Raw genomic sequence first — 18,703 nt, 5'->3', positions numbered from 1 at the left:
CGCCGCTTCGAGGCAGGCCACCAGGTCTATGCGCGCTGGGTCGCCGCCTTCAGCGCCGCCTTCGCGGCGTCCGACGCGCCCAGCGTGTCCAGTCCGAACAAAGCCGCGCCCACCACGGGGTTCACGTCGACGACGCGGACCACCGCGCGCGGCGCCACCTTCAGGCACCGCCGCTCGATCTCCGCGATCACCGGCGCGCCGATCCCGGTCAGCACCCCGCCGCCGAGGACGATCTCCGGTGCTTCCTCGGTCAGCTCCAGGTTCCGCAGGATCACCGCCGCGAACACGCTGACCTCTTCGACGAACCGGGTGACGATGTCCGACGCGACCTCGTCGCCGGCCGCCGCGACCTCGAACAGCAGCGGGCACAGGCCGTGGATCGACGCCGCGTCGATCTCCTCGAAGTGCAGGCCCTGCACGACGTCCAGCAGCGTCGGCTTGCCGAAGTAGGCCGCCACCGCCGGCATCAACGCGGTCCGCGGACCGCGGCCGTCCTCGGCGCGCACCGCCCACCACAGGGCTTCTTCGCCGAGCCGGTAGCCGCCGCCCCAGTCGCCGGAGATCTTGCCCAGCGCGGGAAAGCGGTGCACGCGGCCGTCCGGGCCGACGCCCGCGCCGTTGATCCCGGCGCCGCAGACCACCGCGACCCCCACCCCCGCACTGCCCGCCCGGAGCAGCGCGAGGGTGTCGTTGCCGACGGTCAAGGTGTCGCTCCACCCGCGCGCGGACAGCGCCGCGTGCAGTGTCTCCTCCTCGCGCGGGAAGTCCAGCCCGGCGAGGTAGGCCGACGTGTGGACCGCGAACGGCTTCTCCCCGAAGTCCGGGAAGGCTTCCAGCACCAGGCCTTCCAGCGCCGTGACGCAGGCCGCGACGCCGATGTTCTGCGGCGACGCGCCGGGCCCGCGTGACTTGCCCAGCACGACGCCGTCCTCCGAGATCACCAGAACCTCGGTCTTGCTGTTGCCGCCGTCGATCGCGATGACAGCGGGCCTCATCCGCGCGCCCAGGGCAGGTACTCGCGGTTGATCTGGACCAGTGAGTCGGCCAGCGTGTCGGCCTTGGTGTACTGGCCGACCAGCGGGTGCGCCAGCAGCGCGTCGGCCACGCGGTCGCGACCGCCCTTGACCGCCGCCTCCAGCGCCAGGAACTCGTACGCCGTCGTCGCCGCGATGAGGCCGGAGAACTGCGGCTCCACCGGCGGCTGCGGAATCGGCGTGGCGCCGGAAGAGTCCACAGTGGACCGTGACTCGATGACGGCGTCGTCCGGCAGGAAGCCGAATGTGCCGTCGTTGCGGACGTTCACCACGTGCTCCTCGGCCGGGCCACCCGCGGTCAGCGCGTGCACCAGCTGCACCGCGGCCTCGGAGTAGTACGCCCCGCCGCGCTTCTCCAGCGACTCCGGCTTCGTGTTCTGCTCTGGGTCGAGGTAGATCTTCAGGAGCTCTTCCTCGACGTCCGATACGACGTCGGCGCGCGGGCGTTCGGTGCGCTGCTTGGTGACCTGCTCGTCGTGCGCGTAGAAGTACTTCAGGTAGTACGACGGTACGACGTTCATCCGCCGCAGCCACTTCTCCGGCACGCTGACCTCGTTGGACAGGTAGTCCAGGTGCTGGTCCAGCAGCTCGGGCAGCCGGTCGACGCCGTCGACGAGCGCGCCACGCTCCCAGCTCAGGTGGTTGAGCCCGGTGTGGACGAGCTTGACGTCGTCCGCGCCGACGCCGAGCAGCTTCCCGAACTGCCGCTGCAGGTTGATCGCGACGTTGCACAGCCCGACCGCGCGGTGCCCCTCGTTGAGCAGCGCGCGGGTGACGATGCCGACCGGGTTGGTGAAGTTGACGATCCACGTGTCGTCCCCGGCGATCTTGCGGACGCGGTCGGCGATGTCGAGCACCACCGGCACCGTGCGCAACGCCTTCGCGAGCCCGCCCGCGCCGGTCGTCTCCTGCCCCACGCAGCCGCAGACGTGCGGGAACGTCTCGTCGGACCGCCGCGCGCGCTGCCCGCCGACGCGCAGCTGGATCAGCACCGCGGAAGCGCCGTCGACGCCCTCTTCGAGCGACTGCGTCGTCCGCACCCGCGCGGGGTGGCCGGCGTGGTCGAGGATGCGCTGGCTGAACCCGCCGACGGCCTCGACGCGGTAGGCGTCCGGGTCGACCAGCACGATCTCGTCGACGTCCAAAGTGGACCGGCGACCGGCGATCCCGTCGATCAGCTCCGGCGTGTAGGTGGACCCGCCACCGACGACTGCCAGCTTCATCCCTTGACTCCCGTGAATGTGATGCCCTTGACGAACGACTTCTGGGCGAAGATGAACAGCACGATGACCGGCGCCATGATGAGGGCCGTCGCGGCCATCGTCAGGTTCCACTCGACGTGGTGCATGCCGCGGAAGGACGCGATCGCCAGCGACAGCGGCCAGTGGTCCTGGTTCTCGCCGGTGTAGAGCAGCGGCCCGAAGTAGTCGTTCCAGGTGAACAGGAAGCAGAACATCGCGGTGGCCGCGATCCCCGGCTTGGCCATCGGGATCAGCACCCGGACCATCGCCTGGAACTCGTTGCAGCCGTCGATCTTCGCCGCCTCGATGTAGTCCTTCGGAATCGTCAGGAAGAACTGGCGGAGCAGGAAGATCGAGAACGCGTCGAAGAAGAAGTACGGCACGATCAGCGGAACCAGCGTGCCGGTGAGGCCCATCCGGACCCACAGGTCGTACAGCGGCACGATGGTGACCTGCGGCGGCAGCAGCATCGCCGCCACGGTCAGCATGAAGAACAGGTTCTGCCCGCGCCACCGCAGCTTCGCCAGGCCGTACGCGGCCGGGATCGCCGAGAGCAGCGCGCCCGCCGTCGCCAGCGCCGAGTACAGCAGGCTGTTGCCGAAGTACTCCAGCAGCGGCGCCTTCTTGAACACCTCGACGAAGTTCTCGAAGTGCCATTCGGCCGGCCACAGGCTCGCCGTCATCGCCTGGTCGCTCTTCATCACCGCGGTGAGGAACACGAACAGCAGCGGCAGCACGAAGATCACGCCGAGGGCGATCCCGGTCGCGTGCAGCGCAATCCAGGACAGCCGTTTGTCCCAGGTGCGCTTGAACCGCACCCTCGGCGGCACACCCGCCGGTTTCTGCGGCGCTTCGGCCAGTGCGGTCATGCCCCCTCCTCCTGGTGCTGGGACTTCCGGAGCTGCCGCACGAGAATCCACGTGAAGCCGGCGCTGACGATGAACAGCAGCACGGCCATCGCCGCCGCGTAGCCCATGTTGAAGTAGCGGAAGCCCTGGACGTACAGCCAGATCGGGTACGTCAGCGTCGAGTTCTGCGGCGCACCGATGAGTTTCGAGTTGCCGGCGACGTCGGCGGTGCCCGCGGACGCGGAGGCCGCCACGATCGCCTGCGTGAAGAACTGCAGCGCGTAGATGATCGAGTTGACCACGCCGAACAGCAGCACCGGCGAGATCGACGGCAGCGTGACGTGCCAGAACCGCCGGATCGGGCCGGCCCCGTCGAGCTCGGCGGCCTCGTATTGCTCGGTCGGGACGTCGAGCAGCGCGGCCAGGATGATGATCATCAGCTCGCCGGAGCCCCACAGCGCCAGCAGCGTCAGCGCGGGCTTCGACATCGCCGGGCTGTTGAACCAGAGCCCGCCGTCGATGCCGATGAGCCGCAGGAACCGGTTGACCGGGCCGAACTCCGGGTTGAACACGAAGACGAACGCCAGCGTCGCCGCCGCAGGCGGGGCGAGCGTCGGCAGGTAGCAGAGCGTCCGGACCAGGCCGACACCCGACTTGAGCCGCGAGATCACCGACGCGATGCCGAGCGAGAACAGCACCCGGCACGTCGTCAGGATGACCACCAGCCACAACGTGTTGTACGCGGCCGTGCCGACCAGCGGCTCGGTGGTGAACATCCGGACGTAGTTGTCGAAGCCGACGAACACCGGCGGGTTGATCAGGTCGTACCGCGTGAAGGAGTAGTAGACCGTGGCGATCAGCGGGTAGCCGAAGAAGATCAGGAACCCGAGGAACGCCGGGGCCATGAAGAGGAAGACGGTCCGGCGGCGCTTGGCCCGGCGGGCCCCCGCCCGCACCTTTTCAGGTGCGGACGGGGAAGCCTTTTCCGGGAGGGTGCGGGGCGAGGCACTCTTCACCGCCGAGACCCCATCAGGCGGAGTCATCCGCCCGCGCCCTTCTGCTTCAGTTCGTCGTTGATCTGCGCATCCACCTTCTTCAGGCCTTCGGTCAGATCGGGGATCGAGCCGGCCTGCCACTTCTCGGCGAAGTCGTTGACCGCCTTGAGGTGCGCGTCACCGATCGGCGTGGTCTGGTTCGACACGAGCTTGCCGCTGTCGTACATGTCGAGGAACGTCTTGAACTGCGGCTGCAGGTCGAGGCGCGGCGACGTCAGCGAGGCCTTCGTGCTGGGCACGTTCTTCAGGCCGTTGGCCATGTCCACCAGGGTGTCGGTGTCCAGGGAGACCTGCTTGATCAGCTCCCACGCGGCGCCGGGGTTCTTGGCACCCTTGGGGATCGCGATGATCGTGCCGGTGGTGAAGGCACTGCCGTACTTGTCCGCCATGCTGGTGAGCACCGGGGCGGGCGCGGTGGCGTAGTTCAGGGTCGGCGCCTGGTCCTTGATGAACGCGGTGCGGAACTCACCGTCGTAGATCATCGCCAGCTTGCCCTTCTGGAAGCCGTTGTCGGCGGAGTACTCGTCACCGAGACCGGCCTTGAACTTCTCGACCTTGTCGTGGCCGCCGAGTGCGTCGATCAGCTTCTGCTGGAACTCGAACATCGCCTTCCAGCCGGGGTTGGTGGCGAGGTCCGACTTGCCGTCCGGGCCGATGAACGGCGCGCCGAAGTTCGGCGCCCAGTACTGGGCCTGGTTGGCGTAGAACGGCATCGACGGCAGGAAGCCGGCGACCTTGATCGAGCCGTCCGCGTTGTACTCGGTCAGCTTCTTGGCGTCCTCGAGCAGCTCGTCCGTGGTCTTCGGCGGCGAGGTGACGCCCTTCGCCGCGAACATGTCCTTGTTGTAGTAGAAGCCGTAAACGTCGGCGAGCATCGGCATCGCGCACCGCTTGCCCTGGTACTCGGTGTAGCTGCGGACCGCGTCGGGGATCTGGCTGAGGTCGATCTTGTCGCGGTCGATGTAGGGCTTCAGGTCCTGGAAGCTGCCGGTGGAGCACCAGGCGCCCAGGTTGTCGGTGTAGAAGGAGATCGCGACGTCGGGCGGGTTGCCGCCGCGGATCGACTGCGTGAGCTTGTCGTCGTCCTGGTTGCCCTCGTGCTTGATCTCGATGTTCGGGAACTTCGCCTTGAGCTTGTTCAGGCCCGCGGTGACCACGCCGTACTCGCGGTCGGTGAACTTGGAGTACACGGTGATCGTGATCTTGTCGTCCTTGCCGGGCGCGGCGGCCGCGTCACCGCCGCTCGGGGCGGCGGCGCCGGAGCAGGCGCTCGTCAGCAGGACGGACGCCGCGGCGGCGGCCGCTAACAGGGCGCCTCGGCGGGTCCGGGTGGTAGGGGGCATGGCCCTCCTCCTCATCGGTTTGGGGCTACTCGGTTGGGGACGGGGCGGAACGGGTGTTCGGGAGGGCCTCCGGGGTCTTGCCGAGTGGCTCTCCGACCGCGGGCCTGCGCGACCCGAGGAGCGTGGGGGTGACGACGCCGAAGACGTCCTCACGGGCGGTGGCCAGCGCGGACTGCAGCGCGCCGGCGCGAACGGCGTTGCCCTGCACCGAAGCGCAGCCGACCGGCGTGCGCGGCAGGACCAGCGCGTGCAGCTTTTCCTGCACCAGCGCGGCGAAGCTCTCGCCGCCGGCGCGGCTGGTGTCACCGCAGAGGAGCACGAGCTGCGGGTCGGCGACCGCGACGAGGTTGGCGACGCCGCCGGCGACACGCCGGGCGAGGTCGTGCAGGAAGGGGTGCTGCTCGCCGGCTTTTTCGACGGCGTCCCAGGCGGTTTCCGCCTGGATCCCGTGCGCGGCGGCCAAGCGGACGATCGCGGGCGAGTCGACCAGGTTGCCGAAGCGGGCGCCGGCCTCGGGCCAGACGTCGCCGGTGTCCACGGTGGCCGGGTCGGGCACGCGCATCCAGTCGATCTCGCCGCCGCCGCCGGTGGCGCCGCGCAGCAGCCGCCGTCCGATGACGACCGCGCCGCCGACGCCTTCGGACAGCCACACCATGACGAAGTCGTCGACGTCCTGGGCCTGCCCGACGCTCATCTCCTCGACGGCGACGAGGTTGACGTCGTTCTCGATGAGGACGTCGACGCCGAGGTCGTCGCTGAGCTTCTGCGGGACGTCGAAGCCGAGCCAGCCGGGGATGTGCGGGGCGGAGGAGAGCAGGCCGGTCCGCGGATCGAACGCGCCCTGCGCGCCGATCACGACGTGGGCCAGCCGGTCCCGGGTGATCCCGGCTTCCCCGGCGACCTTCTGCAGGGCCTCGCCGAAGGTCCCGACGACGTCGGCGCCTTCGTGGACGGGCAGCGGAGTCCGGTACTCGGCGAGCACGATCCCGGCGACGTCGGCGACGACGAAGTCCGCGATGTGCGGGGTGAGGTCCACGGCGGCGACGAAGGCGAGGGCGCCGTTGGCCGCCCAGAGCTGGGCGCGGGGACCCCGCCCACCGCCGCGGACGCCGGCCTTGACGACGAGGTTGTCCTGTTCGAGCCGCGTGATGAGCTGCGCGGTGGCGGGCTTGGAGAGCCCGATGGCGAGCTCGAGCTCGGCGCGCGTGAGCGGGCCCTCCCGCAGGAGGACCTCGATGGCGGCGCGATCGTTGATCTCGCGCAGCATCCGCGGGCTACCGGCTCGCACTCGTCCCTCCGGACTTAATTAGGATACTTTACAGACGGTTTCGCAGGACTGTAGTGAGCCGGAGCACAGCCGTCAACGGACTTCGGAAACGGCCAGGTAACGCTTGGGGCGGCACTGGGCCACGTGGCGGAAACACGGGCGGGGCCTCGGTCAGCCGATTTCCGCTTGCGGCGGCGGGGATGCTGGAGGCATGGACGTCGTGGCGCAGAGGGTGCGGACCACCTGGACCAAGCGGTCCCGCGGCGGCCCGGCGGCTGCGGTGCGCAACCGCGTACCAGTCGCGTTTCCCCTGCCGGACGGTGCCCTGCTCCACGAGGTGAACGTCGACGAGTCGACCGGCTTCGAGCCGCGGTTCACGGTGCCGGACGCGCTGGACGGCGTCCGGCTTCGTGAGGTCGACGGTTCGCTGGCGGTCCGATTGGAACTGGCGCCGATGAGCCGGCCACGGCGGGACTGGCGCCCGGCGCCGGTCCGGCTGCGGCCGGGCGAATGGCTGCGCTGGCAGATCAACTACCGCTTCGGATCGATGTGCTCGTGCGGCGCCGAGTGGCGGTACCGGCTGGAGACGCTGAACCTGGCCTACGGCACCGTCGCCGACTTCGCCGGCGAGCCGACCCGCACGGTGATCGAACGAGGTGACCTGCGATGAACCCGGTTCCGCCGGCCGATGTGCTGGGCTGCCCGGTCCCGATCGCGCGGTTCGTCGCGCGGACGGACCTCGCCGTCGTCGCGCTTCAGCACCTCGTCGCCTATCCCGGCGGGTGTGCCTTCACCGTGCACCTGAGCGTCCGGCGGGGGTCGCTGGACCAGGCCACCTGGGACGACATCGACGAAAGTCACGCCGGCGGGTTCCGCGGCGCCTCCGACGACAGCCTGCAGTTCCGGGTCAGCCAGGGCTGCTTGACCGAAATCGGCGGCGGAGCGAGCTACGACGACCGGCACTACCGGGGCGACCGGCAGCTCTGGCTGTCGCCGCTGCCGGCCGGGCCCTTCGAGTTCTCCGTCGAGTGGCGGCGGGCCGGGCTCGGCCGCGCCGCCACGACGATCGACGGCCGGGCGATCGCCGAAGCCGCGGCGAACGCCCAGCCGTACTGGCCCTGACCCCGCTACTTCAGGTGCCGGGCTAAGAACCGGCTCCCGTCGTCGCCCTCGAACCGCGGGATGCCGGTGTGGCCGCCCATGTTGGCGTGCAACGTCTTCTCCGGGGAACCGAGCGCGTCGAACACGTCCAGGGCCAGCTGACGGTCGTTGCCTTCGTCGTCCCACTGCAGCAGGACCAGCAGCGGGATGGTGACCTGCCGAGCCTCGTCGAACATGCTGCGGGGCACGAAACTCCCGGCGAACAGGACGGCGGCCGCAATGCGCGGCTCGACGACCGCGAGCCGGATGGCGATGGCGAGCACCCCGCCCGAGAACCCGACCGGGCCGCCGATCCCGGGTAGGGCGAGGAGGGCGTCCAGAGTGGCCCGCCACTCCGGGACCGCCTGGTCGACCAGCGGGAGGACGAGCCGCTCGACGACCTCGTCGCCGACCGGCTCACCGGCCTGGATCGCCCGGCGGAGGTCGGCGCGGGCCTCGTCGACGGCGGGGAGACGGGGCCGGTCACCGCCCCCGGGGAGCTCGATGGTGGCCGCGGCGTAGCCCTCCGCCGCGGCCGCCTGGGCCCGGGCCGCCAGCCGGGGGTACATCTTGGCCAGTCCGCCGGGGTGGCCCATCAGGACCAGCGGAGCCGGCGCGGACGTGGCGGGCGTCCACAGGATGCCGGGGATCTCGCCGAGGGTGAACTCGCGCTCGAGGACGCCGTCGTCGAGGCGTTGTTCGGTGGTGAAGTGCATGGTCGTGCCTTTCGGGAGTGCGCTTGAGCGGCGCTCCCGGACGACCTATCGCCCGGCCGTGACCCCGGAGGGGAGCACCCACGTCGAAACGTTCACGGGTACCACCTCCTCGGTCTCTCGCACGGCCGTCGGGAGGGTAACAGCGGCGGCCGGGCGAGAGCCAACGGGTTTACTCCTCCGCGTCCGCCCAGGCTTTGAGCATCACGCGGGCGATGGACGAGTTGCCCGGCAGGATGATCTCCGCCGCACCCCCGGCGATCGGCGTCGGGCGGGCGCCCTCGTTGCGCGACTGGCTGTTCTCGAACGCCTCGCGCACCTCCTCGCGCGACACCCACAGCGCCTCTTCGATCTCGCCGTCCGCCGGGACCAGCGGCAGCGCGCGATCCGCCCGGGCCGTGAAGCCCAGCATGATCGACCGCGGGAACGGCCACGGCTGGCTCCCGAGGTAGCGGACATCGGACACCGACGCCCCCACCTCCTCGCGGATCTCGCGCAGGACGCACGCCTCCAGCGACTCCCCCGCCTCCACGAACCCGGCCAGCACCGAGTACCGCCCGGCCGGCCAGATCGGCTGGCGGGCCAGCAGCACGTGGGATCCGTTGACCCCCTCCAGCGAGTGGACCAGGCAGATCACCGCCGGGTCCGTGCGCGGGTACTCCTCGCGGCCGTCGTTCGTGCACTTGCTCGCCCAGCCGAACTGGATCAGCTCCGTCGGGTGGCCGCAGCGCGTGCAGAACCTGGCCTGGCGACGCCAGTTCCGCAGCGCCTGTGCCGTCGTGAACAGCCCCGCCGACGTGTCGTCCAGCAGGTCTCCGTACCCGCGCAGCTCGACCCAGATCTCGCCGTCTGCGCTCGGGACCTCCTCGACGAAGCCCCAGCTGCCCGCCATCTTCACCGTGCCGGCGTCCCCCGACGGGCCGCCCGGCAGCGACCAGTAGTCGACGTCCTGCCACTCGCCGAGGAACACCGCGTCGGCCGGCGGCTCGGCGCCGAAGTCGATCGCCTTGCGGAACGCCAAGACGGACGAGCCCTCGACGACCGGGGTGCGCCCGGTGTCGTCCAGCAGGACGACCCGAGCGTCGGCCCAGCGCGACACCAGCCGCGAAGGGTTGGTGCGCAAGCCTTCCTGACGGTCCACAGTGGATCGCGACAGGGTGGGCAGGGCACCGAGGGAGAACGGGACGGACATCAGGCCGGCTCGCCCACGACGACGTCTCCGAGGGACACGAGCTTGCGTTCCAGCACCGCCGCATCCCCGACGACCACGCCGGTGAACCGCTTGGGAGCGAAGAACTTCAGCGCCGCTTCGGCCACCTCGTCGGCGGTCACCGCCGCCACCCGCGCCGGGTGCTCGGTGAGCCACTCCAGGCTCAGCCCGGTCGAGGCCAGCGCCAGCACCTGGCCGGCCAGCCCGGACTGCGACGACGTCGACGTCAGCAGCGAGCCGATCGCGTACTGCCGCACCGACTCCAGCTCGTCGCCGGCCGGCGGGACCTGGCCGAGGCGGCCCAGCTCGTAGCGGGTCTCCAGCAGTGCCGGCGCGGTCGCCTCGGTGGCGGTGTCCGCGTCGACGTTGACCACCGCGGTGCCGTCGGTGAACTCGAACCCGGAGTGCGCGGAGTAGGTGTACCCCTTGTTCTCGCGGATGTTCTCCACCAGCCGCGACGAGAAGTACCCGCCGTAGGCCAGGTTCGCCAGCTGCAGCGCCGCGTAACCCGGGTCGGTGCGCGGCACGGTCTGCGCCGAAAGCCGGATCTGCGACTGCACGGCCCCGGCGCGCGGCACCAGCAGCACGTTCGGGCCGGTCAGCTCCGGCAGCGGCGGCAGCCGCACGGCGGAGCGGTCCGACGCCCAGCCGCCGAGCACCTTCTCCAGGTCGCCGACGACGGCCTGCGGGTCGATGTCGCCGACCAGCACCAGGACCGCGCCGCGCGGCAGCACCGACGCCTGGTGCAGCGCCCGGACCTGCTCGGGCGTCACGACGGCGACGTCTTCGGCCTTCGGGACCTCGCGCGTGGCGGGGTGGTCGCCGTAGCGGTGCTTCTGCAGTGCCTCCCGCGCGATCGTGCGCGGCTGCGTGCGCGACACGGCGATCCGCTCGACCAGCCGTTCCTTCTCGCGCGCGATCTCCTCGTCGGCGTAGGTCGCCCCGGTGAGGACGTCGCCGAGCACGTCGAGGAACGTCGGCAGCTTGTCGGCGAGCGCGGATCCGGTCAGCACCAGGCGTTCCGGGTCGACGCCGGCGCCGATGTCGCCGCCGATCAGCGCCAGCTCGGCGTCGATCTCGATGCGGTTGCGGCGCGCGGTGCCGGTCAGGATCGTCTCGGCGAGCACCTCGGACGTCGCCGGGTGCAGCGCGTCGTCCCCCGCGAACGGGATCCACAGCCGCGCCTCGACCATCGGCACGGTCGCCTTGCGCACGGCCAGCACGCGCAGGCCGTTCGAGAGCTCGGTGTCCACATGGGACAGATCGCCGGCGGCACGCTGCTCGCCGAGCGGCGGCAGCGGGCGCGGCCCCCGCGCGGTGCGGCCGATCTCCTCCGCGCTGCGGTGCGTTGCTGAAGTCACTGCTCGTTGGTCCCTTCCGAAGCGGGCTTGACCACCAGGACGGCGCGCGCGTCGGGGCGCAGCGCCTTCGCCGCCGCCGAAACGGCTTCCGAGGTGACGGCGGACATCCGGTCCGCGAGCCGGTACACCAGCGACGCGTCGCCGTAGAGCAGTTCGAACGAGCCGAGCGCCAGCGTCCGGGAGACCAGGCGGTCGTGCTCGGAGTGCAGGCTCGCCGCCCAGCGGGCGGTGACCTTCCGCAGCTCCTGGGAGTCCGGCGGGTTCTCGGCGATCTTCTCCAGCTCGTCGTCCAGCGCGGCGAGCACGCGCTCGCGCGGCACCTCGTGCGGGTGGATCAGCGTGATGGTGAACGTGTCCGGGTCGCGGGCCTCGAACGGGCCGAACAGCCCGGCGCCGGCGCCGATGTCGACGACCAGCGGTTCCTTGTGCACCAGCCGCTGCTGCAGGCGGGAGCCGTCGCCGTCGGTCAGGACCCCGGCGAGCACCAGGTAGGCCAGGTAGCCGTCGACGTCGTTGATCGGGTCCGGCATCCGGTAGCCGATGCCGAGCGCGGGCAGCGGGGCGTGCGGGTCTTCGACCTCGCCGCGCAGCTCGGTGGTCGGCAGCGGTTCGGCGAAGGACGGCCGCTGCGGTGCGGGCCGGTGCGGGACGTCGCCGAAGTGCTGCTCGATCAGCTTCTTGGCGTTGTCGACCTCGAAGTCACCGGCCACCGTGAGCACGGCGTTCGCCGGCGAGTAGTAGGTGTCGAAGAACGCCGCGCAGTCTTCGACCGTGGCGCTCTCGAGGTCCTCGAAGCCGCCGTAACCGTTGTGCGCGTTCGGGAACGTCGAGTACAGGACCGGCGGCAGGGTGATCCACGGGAACCCGCCGTAGGGCCGGTTCAGCACGTTGAGCCGGATCTCCTCCTTGACGACGTCGATCTGGTTCGCCAGGTTCTCCGCGGTCAGCTTCGGCGCGCGCATCCGGTCGGCTTCGAGGAAGAGCGCGCGCTCCAGCGCGGCGCTCGGCAGCACCTCGAAGTAGTCGGTGTAGTCCGGGTGGGTGGACCCGTTGAAGGTGCCGCCGCTGGACTGCACGTGCCGGAAGTGGGCGAGTTTCTCCAGGCTCTCGGAGCCCTGGAACATCAGGTGCTCGAAGAGGTGCGCGAACCCGGTGCGCCCCTCCGGCTCGGAGCGGAAACCCACGTCGTAGTGCACGCTGACGCCGACCACCGGCGCGGTCGCGTCGGGTGCGAGGACCACGCGCAGACCGTTGTCTAGGGAGTATCGGACGAGCTCGGGATCGGCCATGGCCCCACCCTACGACGGCTCGGCGCCTCCTGGCTTCCCGGCTGGCGGGTGAGAACCGGTGTCCACTCCGACGGCGGCGAGCAGGCGGCCGCGGTGGGCGCCGGCGAACGTGCCCGCGAGCGCCGTCGCGAAGGATCCGGCCTGGTCAGGCGTGATATCGCCGTCGTGCCAGTACACCGGTGGCGGGTGGTCGAGGCCGTCGAACGCGGCCACCCAGGGACCTAGTTCGCCCAGAGCTGACGCGTACGGCAGGCCGCGGGAGAACACCAGCTCGCGCTGCGGCTTGTCGAAGTCCTTCGCCCGCGTCGCCGCGAGCTGCCCGGCCACACCGCGAAGCCGGCGCGCGACCTCCGCGCCCGCGTGCCGGCGGGCGGGCAGCGCGGCCGAGACGGCGACGGCGGCGGCCCCGGCCAGCGCGAGGATGACGCCGAGCTGGGCGTACCCGGCGGTCAGCGCGAGCAGGATCGTCAGGAACACGCCGTAGCAGACGACCCGGATTCCGGCCCGCCCGAGCCGCCCGGTCGCGAGCCAGCCGCGGCCGGCGAGGTCGGCGTGCAGCGCCACCCGTGGGATCTCGACGTGCCGCTGCCGCAGTTCGGCGAGGGTCACCGATTCGCCAGGGAGGACGGCCTCGAAGACGGCACGTTCGAAGGACGTCAGGTGCTCGTCGGGCGGGTTGCGGCGGGTCAGCGTCGGGCCGTCGCTCACCCAGACGTAGTTGCGGACGGCCAGGTCGAGCACGGTCGCGGCCAGGTCGGCGGGCCCGGCGCTGCCGTGCAGCAGCAAGCCGATGTGCCCGGGCAGCACGCCCTCCGGGGACGCGAACTCGCCGTTCTTCGCGATCAGCCCGGCCTGGGGCGGGTCGCCGGTGGCACGGCGGCGGGCGAAACCGACGAACGCGGCCGCGGCCAGCAGGAGCGCGGCGAAGCCCGCCCAGGCCCAGGCGACCGGCGTCGTGAGGACGAACGCACCCGCGATCGTCTTGGCCGGGACGAGGACTTCGTTCGCCGGGACGGTGTGCTCGGGCACCTCGATCGTCGCCGTCATCCGGTCGCCCGCCGCGAGGTTCTGCTGGCTGAACCGCGTCAGCCCGGCGTGGTCGATCTGCGCGGCGGCGCACGGGAAGCCGCCGATCGCGCAGTCGACGGCGACCGGGATCTTCGGCGCCGCGAAGGAGGCCCGGATGAACTTGAGGTCGGTGCTCCAGCCACCGGCCAGCTCCCAGGTGACCTGGTTCCCGGCGACCGCACCGTCCACTGTGTACCGGACGATCGACGTGCCCGCGGTGAGGTGGACGGTGAACGCGTCCGCGTCCACCTGGGCGTTCCCGCTGCCTTCGAGGACGACTTCGCGGACGCCGTAGACGCGGTCGCGGTGGTGCGGCGCGGCGACCCGCAGCGGGACGCGGCGGTCCATCGTGACGCCGTCGGGTACGGAGATCGCTTCGGCGACCGAGAGCGAGCCGTCGCGCTCGACCTTGAGCTGGATCTCGGCGCTCTGCGGGACGGTGGGCAGCGGCGGGTCGTCTCCCGGCGCGGCGGCCAGGAAGAGCGCGAGGACCACTCCGGCGAGCACGGTCAGCGGGACGCGCGGGCGGACGCGGTGAGCAGCCCGTCGAGCGCCGTCAGGAACGACGGGAAGTGCGTGCCGAAGCGGCGCAGGTCCTGGTCGGACTCCATGCCGCCGTACCAGTAGAGCCCGGCCGAGCCGTCCGACGCGGGGTTGAGCGCGGCGAAGGTGCCGAGCCAGCGTTCGGTGTCGCCCAGGACGACCGCGTACGGCAGCGAGCGCGAGAACACCATCTCGCGGTCGGCCGGCGGGATGTCCTCGGCCTTGGCGGTGTGGAGGTAGTCGAGCAGGCCGCGGACCTGGCCGACGAGCACCCGGCCGCGTGCGGTGCGCGAGGGCAGCAGCGCGGCCGCCGCGGCGACGGCGAGCCCGGCCAGCGCGACCGCGACGCCGAGCAGCGCGTCGCCGACCGTGAAGGTGAGGACCGCGGTGGCGGCCGCGCCGAGCGCGAAGATGCCGGCGCCGAGCCAGGTCAGGCGGCCGCGGGCGGTGTCGGGGCGGCGGGAGAACCAGCGCTTGGTGACGACGTCGGCGTACATCGCGTCGCTGATCTTGCGCAGGTCGAGCCGGCCGCGGGCGCGCAGCTGCGACACCAGGACGGCGTCGGTGCCGGCCGGCAGGAGCGTCTCGTAGACGGCGCGTTCGAAGTCGTGCAGGTGCTCGTCCGGCGGGTTGCGGCGGGCGATTTGCCAGTCTTGGTCCGGTACTTCGGCGAGCCAGAGGTAGTTGCGCACGGCGAGGTCGACGACGGTGGCGCTGATGTCGACGACGTCGACGGTCTCGTCGACGACGGTGCCGACCTGGCCGGGCAGGACGCCGTCGGGGCTGGCGAAGAAGACGCGTTCGCCGTCGCGGAGCAGGACCTCGACCGGGCCGGTGGCGGTGGTGAGCGCGCCGGCGTCTTCCTTGCGACGGCGCGCGACGAAGATGCCGCCGGCGATCAGGAAGACGAGCAGGAGGGCGAAGACGACGCCGGTCAGCGGGGTGAAGGCGAAGGCGGTGGCGAAGAGACCGACGTCGGCGAACTTCGCGTTGGCCGGGACGGTGCCGGCGGGGAGCCCGACGAGCAGGTCGACGCGGTCGCCCGGCTGGACGTCGTTCTGTTCGAGCCGGACGACGCCGGTGTGGTCGAGCTCGGCGAGGGTGCAGCGCTGGCTGGAACCGATCGGGCCGGCGAAGCAGTCCACTGGGGACAGCCGCGGGGAAGGCGCGAGGAAGGAGGCGGTGAGCTTCGCGAGCGGGGTGTCGAAGCCGCTGGCGACCTGCCAGCGGGCTTGCTGGCGGCCGCTTTGGTCGGCGATGGCGCCGTCGACGGTGTAGGTGACGGTGGACGTGCCGCCCGTGAAGGTGAGGACGAGCTGGTCGCCGGTCAGCTGGCTGGTGGCGGCGCCCTCGGTCTTGATGTCTTTCGCTTCGAAGACGCGGTCCTGGTCGTCGCCGGCCGAGACTTTCAGGGGGACGCGCGAGGTGAGCTGCTTCCCGCCGGGGACGGTGACCTTCTCGGTGACCTGGAGGGAGCCGTCGCGGAGGACCTTGAGGGCGACGTCGGCGGTGGCGCCTTCGGGCGGCTGGACGTTTTCGCCGTTCAGCTGCTGGGGCTTCTTCGCCTGCTCGGAGGGAGCGTTCGGCAGGACGGGCCCGGCGGACGGCCCTTGCGCGGCGGCGGGCCCGGCGGTCAGCACGGCCATCGCGGCGACCGCGGCCGCTGTCCCCCATTTGCTCAACACAGCACCACACCCTAGAGCACCCGCTCTATGCTGACGCCCGGAACGGCGAGATCTCCGCAGGTACGCCGCTTCCGACGGGGAAATCGCACGGGGGGTTCCGCTTTCATGACGCAAGGCCCACAGGGTCCGGGTGCCCAAGACCCGCGGCGGCCGGTGCCGCCACCGGGACGGGGACCGCTGCCGCCGCCCGGGGTTCGGCCGCTGCCGCAGGGGCGGCCGGGTCAGGGGCCGGGCGGGCAGGCGGGGCAGGCGGGGCAGGCGGGGCAGGCGCCGCGCGGTCCCGGCCAGGGCTCGGGCGGGCAAGCGCCGCAGGGTCCCAGCCAAGGCCCCGGCGGGCAAGCGCCGCACAGTCCCAGCCAAAGCCCCGGCGGGCAAGCGCCGCACGGCGCGCCCGGCGGGCCGGGACAAAGCGGTGCGCCGCAAACCGGACCGTTCCCGACACCCGGTGGTGCTCCGCAGCAAGGCCGAGGTCCCGGCGGACAGCCCGGCCAGCCACCTCGCGGCCCGGCCGGTGCCCCTGGCCAAGGCCCGCAAGGACCCGCCGGCGCGCCCGGGTGGCCGCAAGGCGCGCAGTTCCCCGGACAGCCGCCCCGGGGTCCACAAGGCACCCAAGGCTTTCCCACGCACGGCCCGCCGTCCGGCGCCTACCCTCGTCCCGGCTTCGGCGCGCCGCTCCCGCCGCCGGCCGCGGCCGCTCCACCCACCTACCCCGGCCCGCCTCCCGGTGCTCCCTTCGGCCCTCGCTTCGCGCCCGGCTATCGGCCCTACGTCGCGAAGAAGTCGAACACCGGGGTCATCGTTGCCGTCGCGATCATCGGGATCGTCGCCGTCGTCGGGGGGCTCGTCGCGGCCGTCGCGCTGATCGGGGGCAACACCCGGCACGTCGCCGACGCCGGCTACTCCAGCACCTACCCCTCCGACACCTCCGAAACCACCTCCGCCGACGAGACCACCGCGACCACGTCGTCCACCGAAGAGACGACCACCAGCGAAACCACCGAACGCACGACCCGCACGTCCGAGACGCCGAGCGGCCCCCGCTCGGTCGTCGCCACCGGCAACAACCCCCTGTTCGCCAGCGCCGACTACGGACTGCAGAACGTCTCCTGCTCGCTGAGCCGCTGGGCGACCGACCAGAACAGCGCCACCCGCTTCTTCCAGTCCGGGATCGCCTGCCTCGACGCGATGTGGTCGCGGATGCTCGGCGCCGTGAACCTGCCGTTCCGGTCGCCGAACCTGTCGGTGCCGCGGTCGCTGTCGGAGTCGTCGACGCCGTGCGGCAGCGGGGGCACGACCACCGGCGTCACGCCGTTCTACTGCCCCTCGAACGACACGATCTACATGCCGATGGACCGCATCGAGATCGACGTCTGGGGCAACCACCCCGGCCCGTACCTGTCGATCCTGGCCCACGAATACGGCCACCACGTGCAGAACCTGGCCGGCATCACCGAGGCCTACGGCGACCAGCGCTACGACGCCGGCGCCGACTCGGCGGTCGGCCTGGAGCTGTCCCGGCGGATGGAGCTCGAGGCGCAGTGCTTCTCGGGCATGTTCCTCGGCTCGGCGTCGGTTTCCGGCGGCTCGGTCGACAAGAACATCTACAACGAGGCCTGGAACGCCCAGGACCGCGGCGACGACTACGCCCGCAACGGCAAGCGCGACCACGGCAGCGCCAAGCACAACATCTCCTGGTGGCAGCACGGCGCGACCAAGAACCGCAACCAGCAGTGCAACACGTGGCTGTCCGCGTCGGGAGACGTGTCCTAGCCGGGCGGGGTGAAGGGGTTTTCGGCGGGAACCGCTGGGGTCCCGGACGGCGGAGTCGGCGGATCCGCCTCGGCGGCAGCCGAGCCGGTCGTGGCCGACCAGGGCGAGCTGGTCGCGGCCAAGCCGGGCCCGGCTGAGCCAGTCCCAGCCGAGTCGGGCGAGCCAAGCCCGGCCGAGCCGGTCGCAGCCCAACTCGTCGCGGTCGAGCCGGTCGAGCCGGACCAGGGCGAGGGCTGGGCCTGCGCCGCCGCAACCGGCTGCCCGCCCGTCGCCATCGCCCCGACCTGGGCACTCGCCGAATACCCCGGCCCCGGCGCCGGAAGGTGCCCTCGCGCCGCCGCCACCTGGGCCACGTACGCCTGGACCGCCCGGGCGTGGTCGCGGTTGCGCCGTTCCGCCAGCACCGCCGCCAGGAACGCCCATGGCGGCACCCCGGGCGGCACCGGCGTCCCCAGCGCGTTGCCCACCTGCTGCGCCAGTTTCCAGCCCAGCGCGTGCGCCGCTTCCGGTGCCAGCTGGCCGAACCGCGCCAGGAACTGGCGGCTCGCCAGCGCGAGGTCGTCCGGGAGCCGCGTCAGGTCGAGCTGGGCCGCCCAGCCCTCGAGGCCCGGGGGCATGCCGATCGCCGGGTACGCCACGCCTTCCGGCGCGCGGTCGCGGACCACCAGCGTCCCGGCGAGGAAGTCACCGACGCGGCGGCCGTCCGACGAACACAGCGACACGATCACCGCCACCGCCCCGAACACGCCGAGCGCCCAGAAGTCGATGACGAACCCGGCGAGCCCGCGCGTGAGGGCGTGGCGGAAGCGGATCGGCCCGCCGTCGACGCGCACCACGCGCAGCCCCACCGCCATCTTGCCCAGCGAACGGCCGCGCGAGAGCGTCTCGAACAGCACCGGGTAGCCGACCATGATCAGCACCACGAACACCAGGATGAGGGTCAGCGCGAGCGATTCGTCCTCGCCCGGCACGGTGAGCGTGAGCACGAAGAACGCGCCGATGAACAGCGCGAACTGCACGAGGACGTCGAGCACCATCGCCAGCGCGCGGCTCGCGAGCTTGGCGACGCGCAGGTCCAGGACGACGGCTTCGCCGGTGACCAGCTCGGATTCCTCGTGCACACGGCCCAGCGTAGC

16 protein-coding genes are annotated in these 18,703 nt (G+C 71.7%); 3 read left to right on the top strand and 13 right to left on the bottom strand.

Features of this window, described 5'->3' with window-relative positions; all coding sequences use genetic code 11:
• Positions 1-26 precede the first annotated feature (26 nt).
• The 6 genes from QSK39_RS38715 to QSK39_RS38690 all read right to left on the bottom strand — a co-directional run bounded on the left by QSK39_RS38715 (position 27) and on the right by QSK39_RS38690 (position 6,788).
• The gene (locus QSK39_RS38715) at positions 27-995 is read right to left on the bottom strand and encodes an N-acetylglucosamine kinase (protein ID WP_285482764.1); all 969 of its coding nucleotides are present in this window, start codon (positions 993-995) and stop codon (positions 27-29) included.
• Complete coding sequence (locus QSK39_RS38710) at positions 992-2,257, bottom strand: 6-phospho-beta-glucosidase (RefSeq protein ID WP_285482763.1); 1,266 nt, start codon at positions 2,255-2,257, stop codon at positions 992-994. The genes QSK39_RS38715 and QSK39_RS38710 overlap by 4 nt, the downstream gene beginning before the upstream one ends.
• On the bottom strand, positions 2,254-3,144 hold the full coding sequence (locus QSK39_RS38705) for a carbohydrate ABC transporter permease (RefSeq protein ID WP_285482762.1): 891 nt from the start codon (positions 3,142-3,144) through the stop codon (positions 2,254-2,256). Before QSK39_RS38705 ends, QSK39_RS38710 begins: the two co-directional genes overlap by 4 nt.
• Positions 3,141-4,079: a carbohydrate ABC transporter permease gene (locus QSK39_RS38700; RefSeq protein ID WP_285482761.1), complete on the bottom strand. Its 939-nt coding sequence runs from the start codon at positions 4,077-4,079 to the stop codon at positions 3,141-3,143. The genes QSK39_RS38705 and QSK39_RS38700 overlap by 4 nt, the downstream gene beginning before the upstream one ends.
• A gap of 83 nt (positions 4,080-4,162) precedes the next feature.
• On the bottom strand, positions 4,163-5,521 hold the full coding sequence (locus tag QSK39_RS38695) for an extracellular solute-binding protein (protein ID WP_285482760.1): 1,359 nt from the start codon (positions 5,519-5,521) through the stop codon (positions 4,163-4,165).
• 25 nt (positions 5,522-5,546) lie between these two features.
• Positions 5,547-6,788, bottom strand: coding sequence for an ROK family transcriptional regulator (locus QSK39_RS38690; protein ID WP_285482865.1), 1,242 nt, complete (start codon positions 6,786-6,788; stop codon positions 5,547-5,549).
• 211 nt (positions 6,789-6,999) lie between these two features.
• Between QSK39_RS38690 and QSK39_RS38685 the strand changes: the two genes are divergently transcribed.
• Together QSK39_RS38685 and QSK39_RS38680 are read left to right on the top strand one after the other, a co-directional pair.
• Positions 7,000-7,458, top strand: coding sequence for a hypothetical protein (locus QSK39_RS38685; protein ID WP_285482759.1), 459 nt, complete (start codon positions 7,000-7,002; stop codon positions 7,456-7,458).
• Positions 7,455-7,910: a hypothetical protein gene (locus QSK39_RS38680; protein ID WP_285482758.1), complete on the top strand. Its 456-nt coding sequence runs from the start codon at positions 7,455-7,457 to the stop codon at positions 7,908-7,910. Before QSK39_RS38685 ends, QSK39_RS38680 begins: the two co-directional genes overlap by 4 nt.
• Positions 7,911-7,915: 5 nt before the next feature.
• Here the strand turns inward: QSK39_RS38680 and QSK39_RS38675 are convergent, their stop codons facing one another.
• From QSK39_RS38675 to QSK39_RS38650, 6 genes are all read right to left on the bottom strand, one after another.
• Positions 7,916-8,644, bottom strand: coding sequence for a dienelactone hydrolase family protein (locus QSK39_RS38675; protein ID WP_285482757.1), 729 nt, complete (start codon positions 8,642-8,644; stop codon positions 7,916-7,918).
• 169 nt (positions 8,645-8,813) lie between these two features.
• A complete protein-coding gene (gene nudC / locus QSK39_RS38670) occupies positions 8,814-9,833 on the bottom strand; it encodes an NAD(+) diphosphatase (protein ID WP_285482756.1) in 1,020 nt (339 codons plus the stop codon).
• Entirely contained in the window at positions 9,833-11,212 is a 1,380-nt protein-coding gene (locus QSK39_RS38665; protein WP_285482755.1) for a M16 family metallopeptidase, read from the bottom strand. The genes nudC and QSK39_RS38665 overlap by 1 nt, the downstream gene beginning before the upstream one ends.
• Positions 11,209-12,501, bottom strand: coding sequence for a M16 family metallopeptidase (locus tag QSK39_RS38660; protein ID WP_285482754.1), 1,293 nt, complete (start codon positions 12,499-12,501; stop codon positions 11,209-11,211). Before QSK39_RS38660 ends, QSK39_RS38665 begins: the two co-directional genes overlap by 4 nt.
• A gap of 9 nt (positions 12,502-12,510) precedes the next feature.
• Positions 12,511-14,064, bottom strand: a complete 1,554-nt coding sequence (locus QSK39_RS38655) for a DUF2207 domain-containing protein (RefSeq protein WP_285482753.1) — start codon at positions 14,062-14,064, stop codon at positions 12,511-12,513.
• Positions 14,065-14,078: 14 nt separating this feature from the next.
• A complete protein-coding gene (locus QSK39_RS38650; protein WP_502873348.1) occupies positions 14,079-15,758 on the bottom strand; it encodes a DUF2207 domain-containing protein in 1,680 nt (559 codons plus the stop codon).
• 144 nt (positions 15,759-15,902) lie between these two features.
• Between QSK39_RS38650 and QSK39_RS38645 the strand changes: the two genes are divergently transcribed.
• Complete coding sequence (locus QSK39_RS38645) at positions 15,903-17,567, top strand: neutral zinc metallopeptidase (RefSeq protein WP_285482751.1); 1,665 nt, start codon at positions 15,903-15,905, stop codon at positions 17,565-17,567.
• Here the strand turns inward: QSK39_RS38645 and QSK39_RS38640 are convergent.
• Positions 17,564-18,688: an RDD family protein gene (locus QSK39_RS38640; RefSeq protein ID WP_502873344.1), complete on the bottom strand. Its 1,125-nt coding sequence runs from the start codon at positions 18,686-18,688 to the stop codon at positions 17,564-17,566. The two genes, QSK39_RS38645 and QSK39_RS38640, sit on opposite strands and share 4 nt — an antisense overlap.
• Positions 18,689-18,703 lie beyond the last annotated feature (15 nt).

The sequence above is a fragment of the Amycolatopsis sp. NBRC 101858 genome, assembly GCF_030269325.1.
In the GTDB taxonomy this organism is placed as follows: domain Bacteria; phylum Actinomycetota; class Actinomycetes; order Mycobacteriales; family Pseudonocardiaceae; genus Amycolatopsis; species Amycolatopsis ponsaeliensis.
Note: the sequence above shows the minus strand (reverse complement) of the source record. Positions and strands in the feature narration are given on the sequence as shown.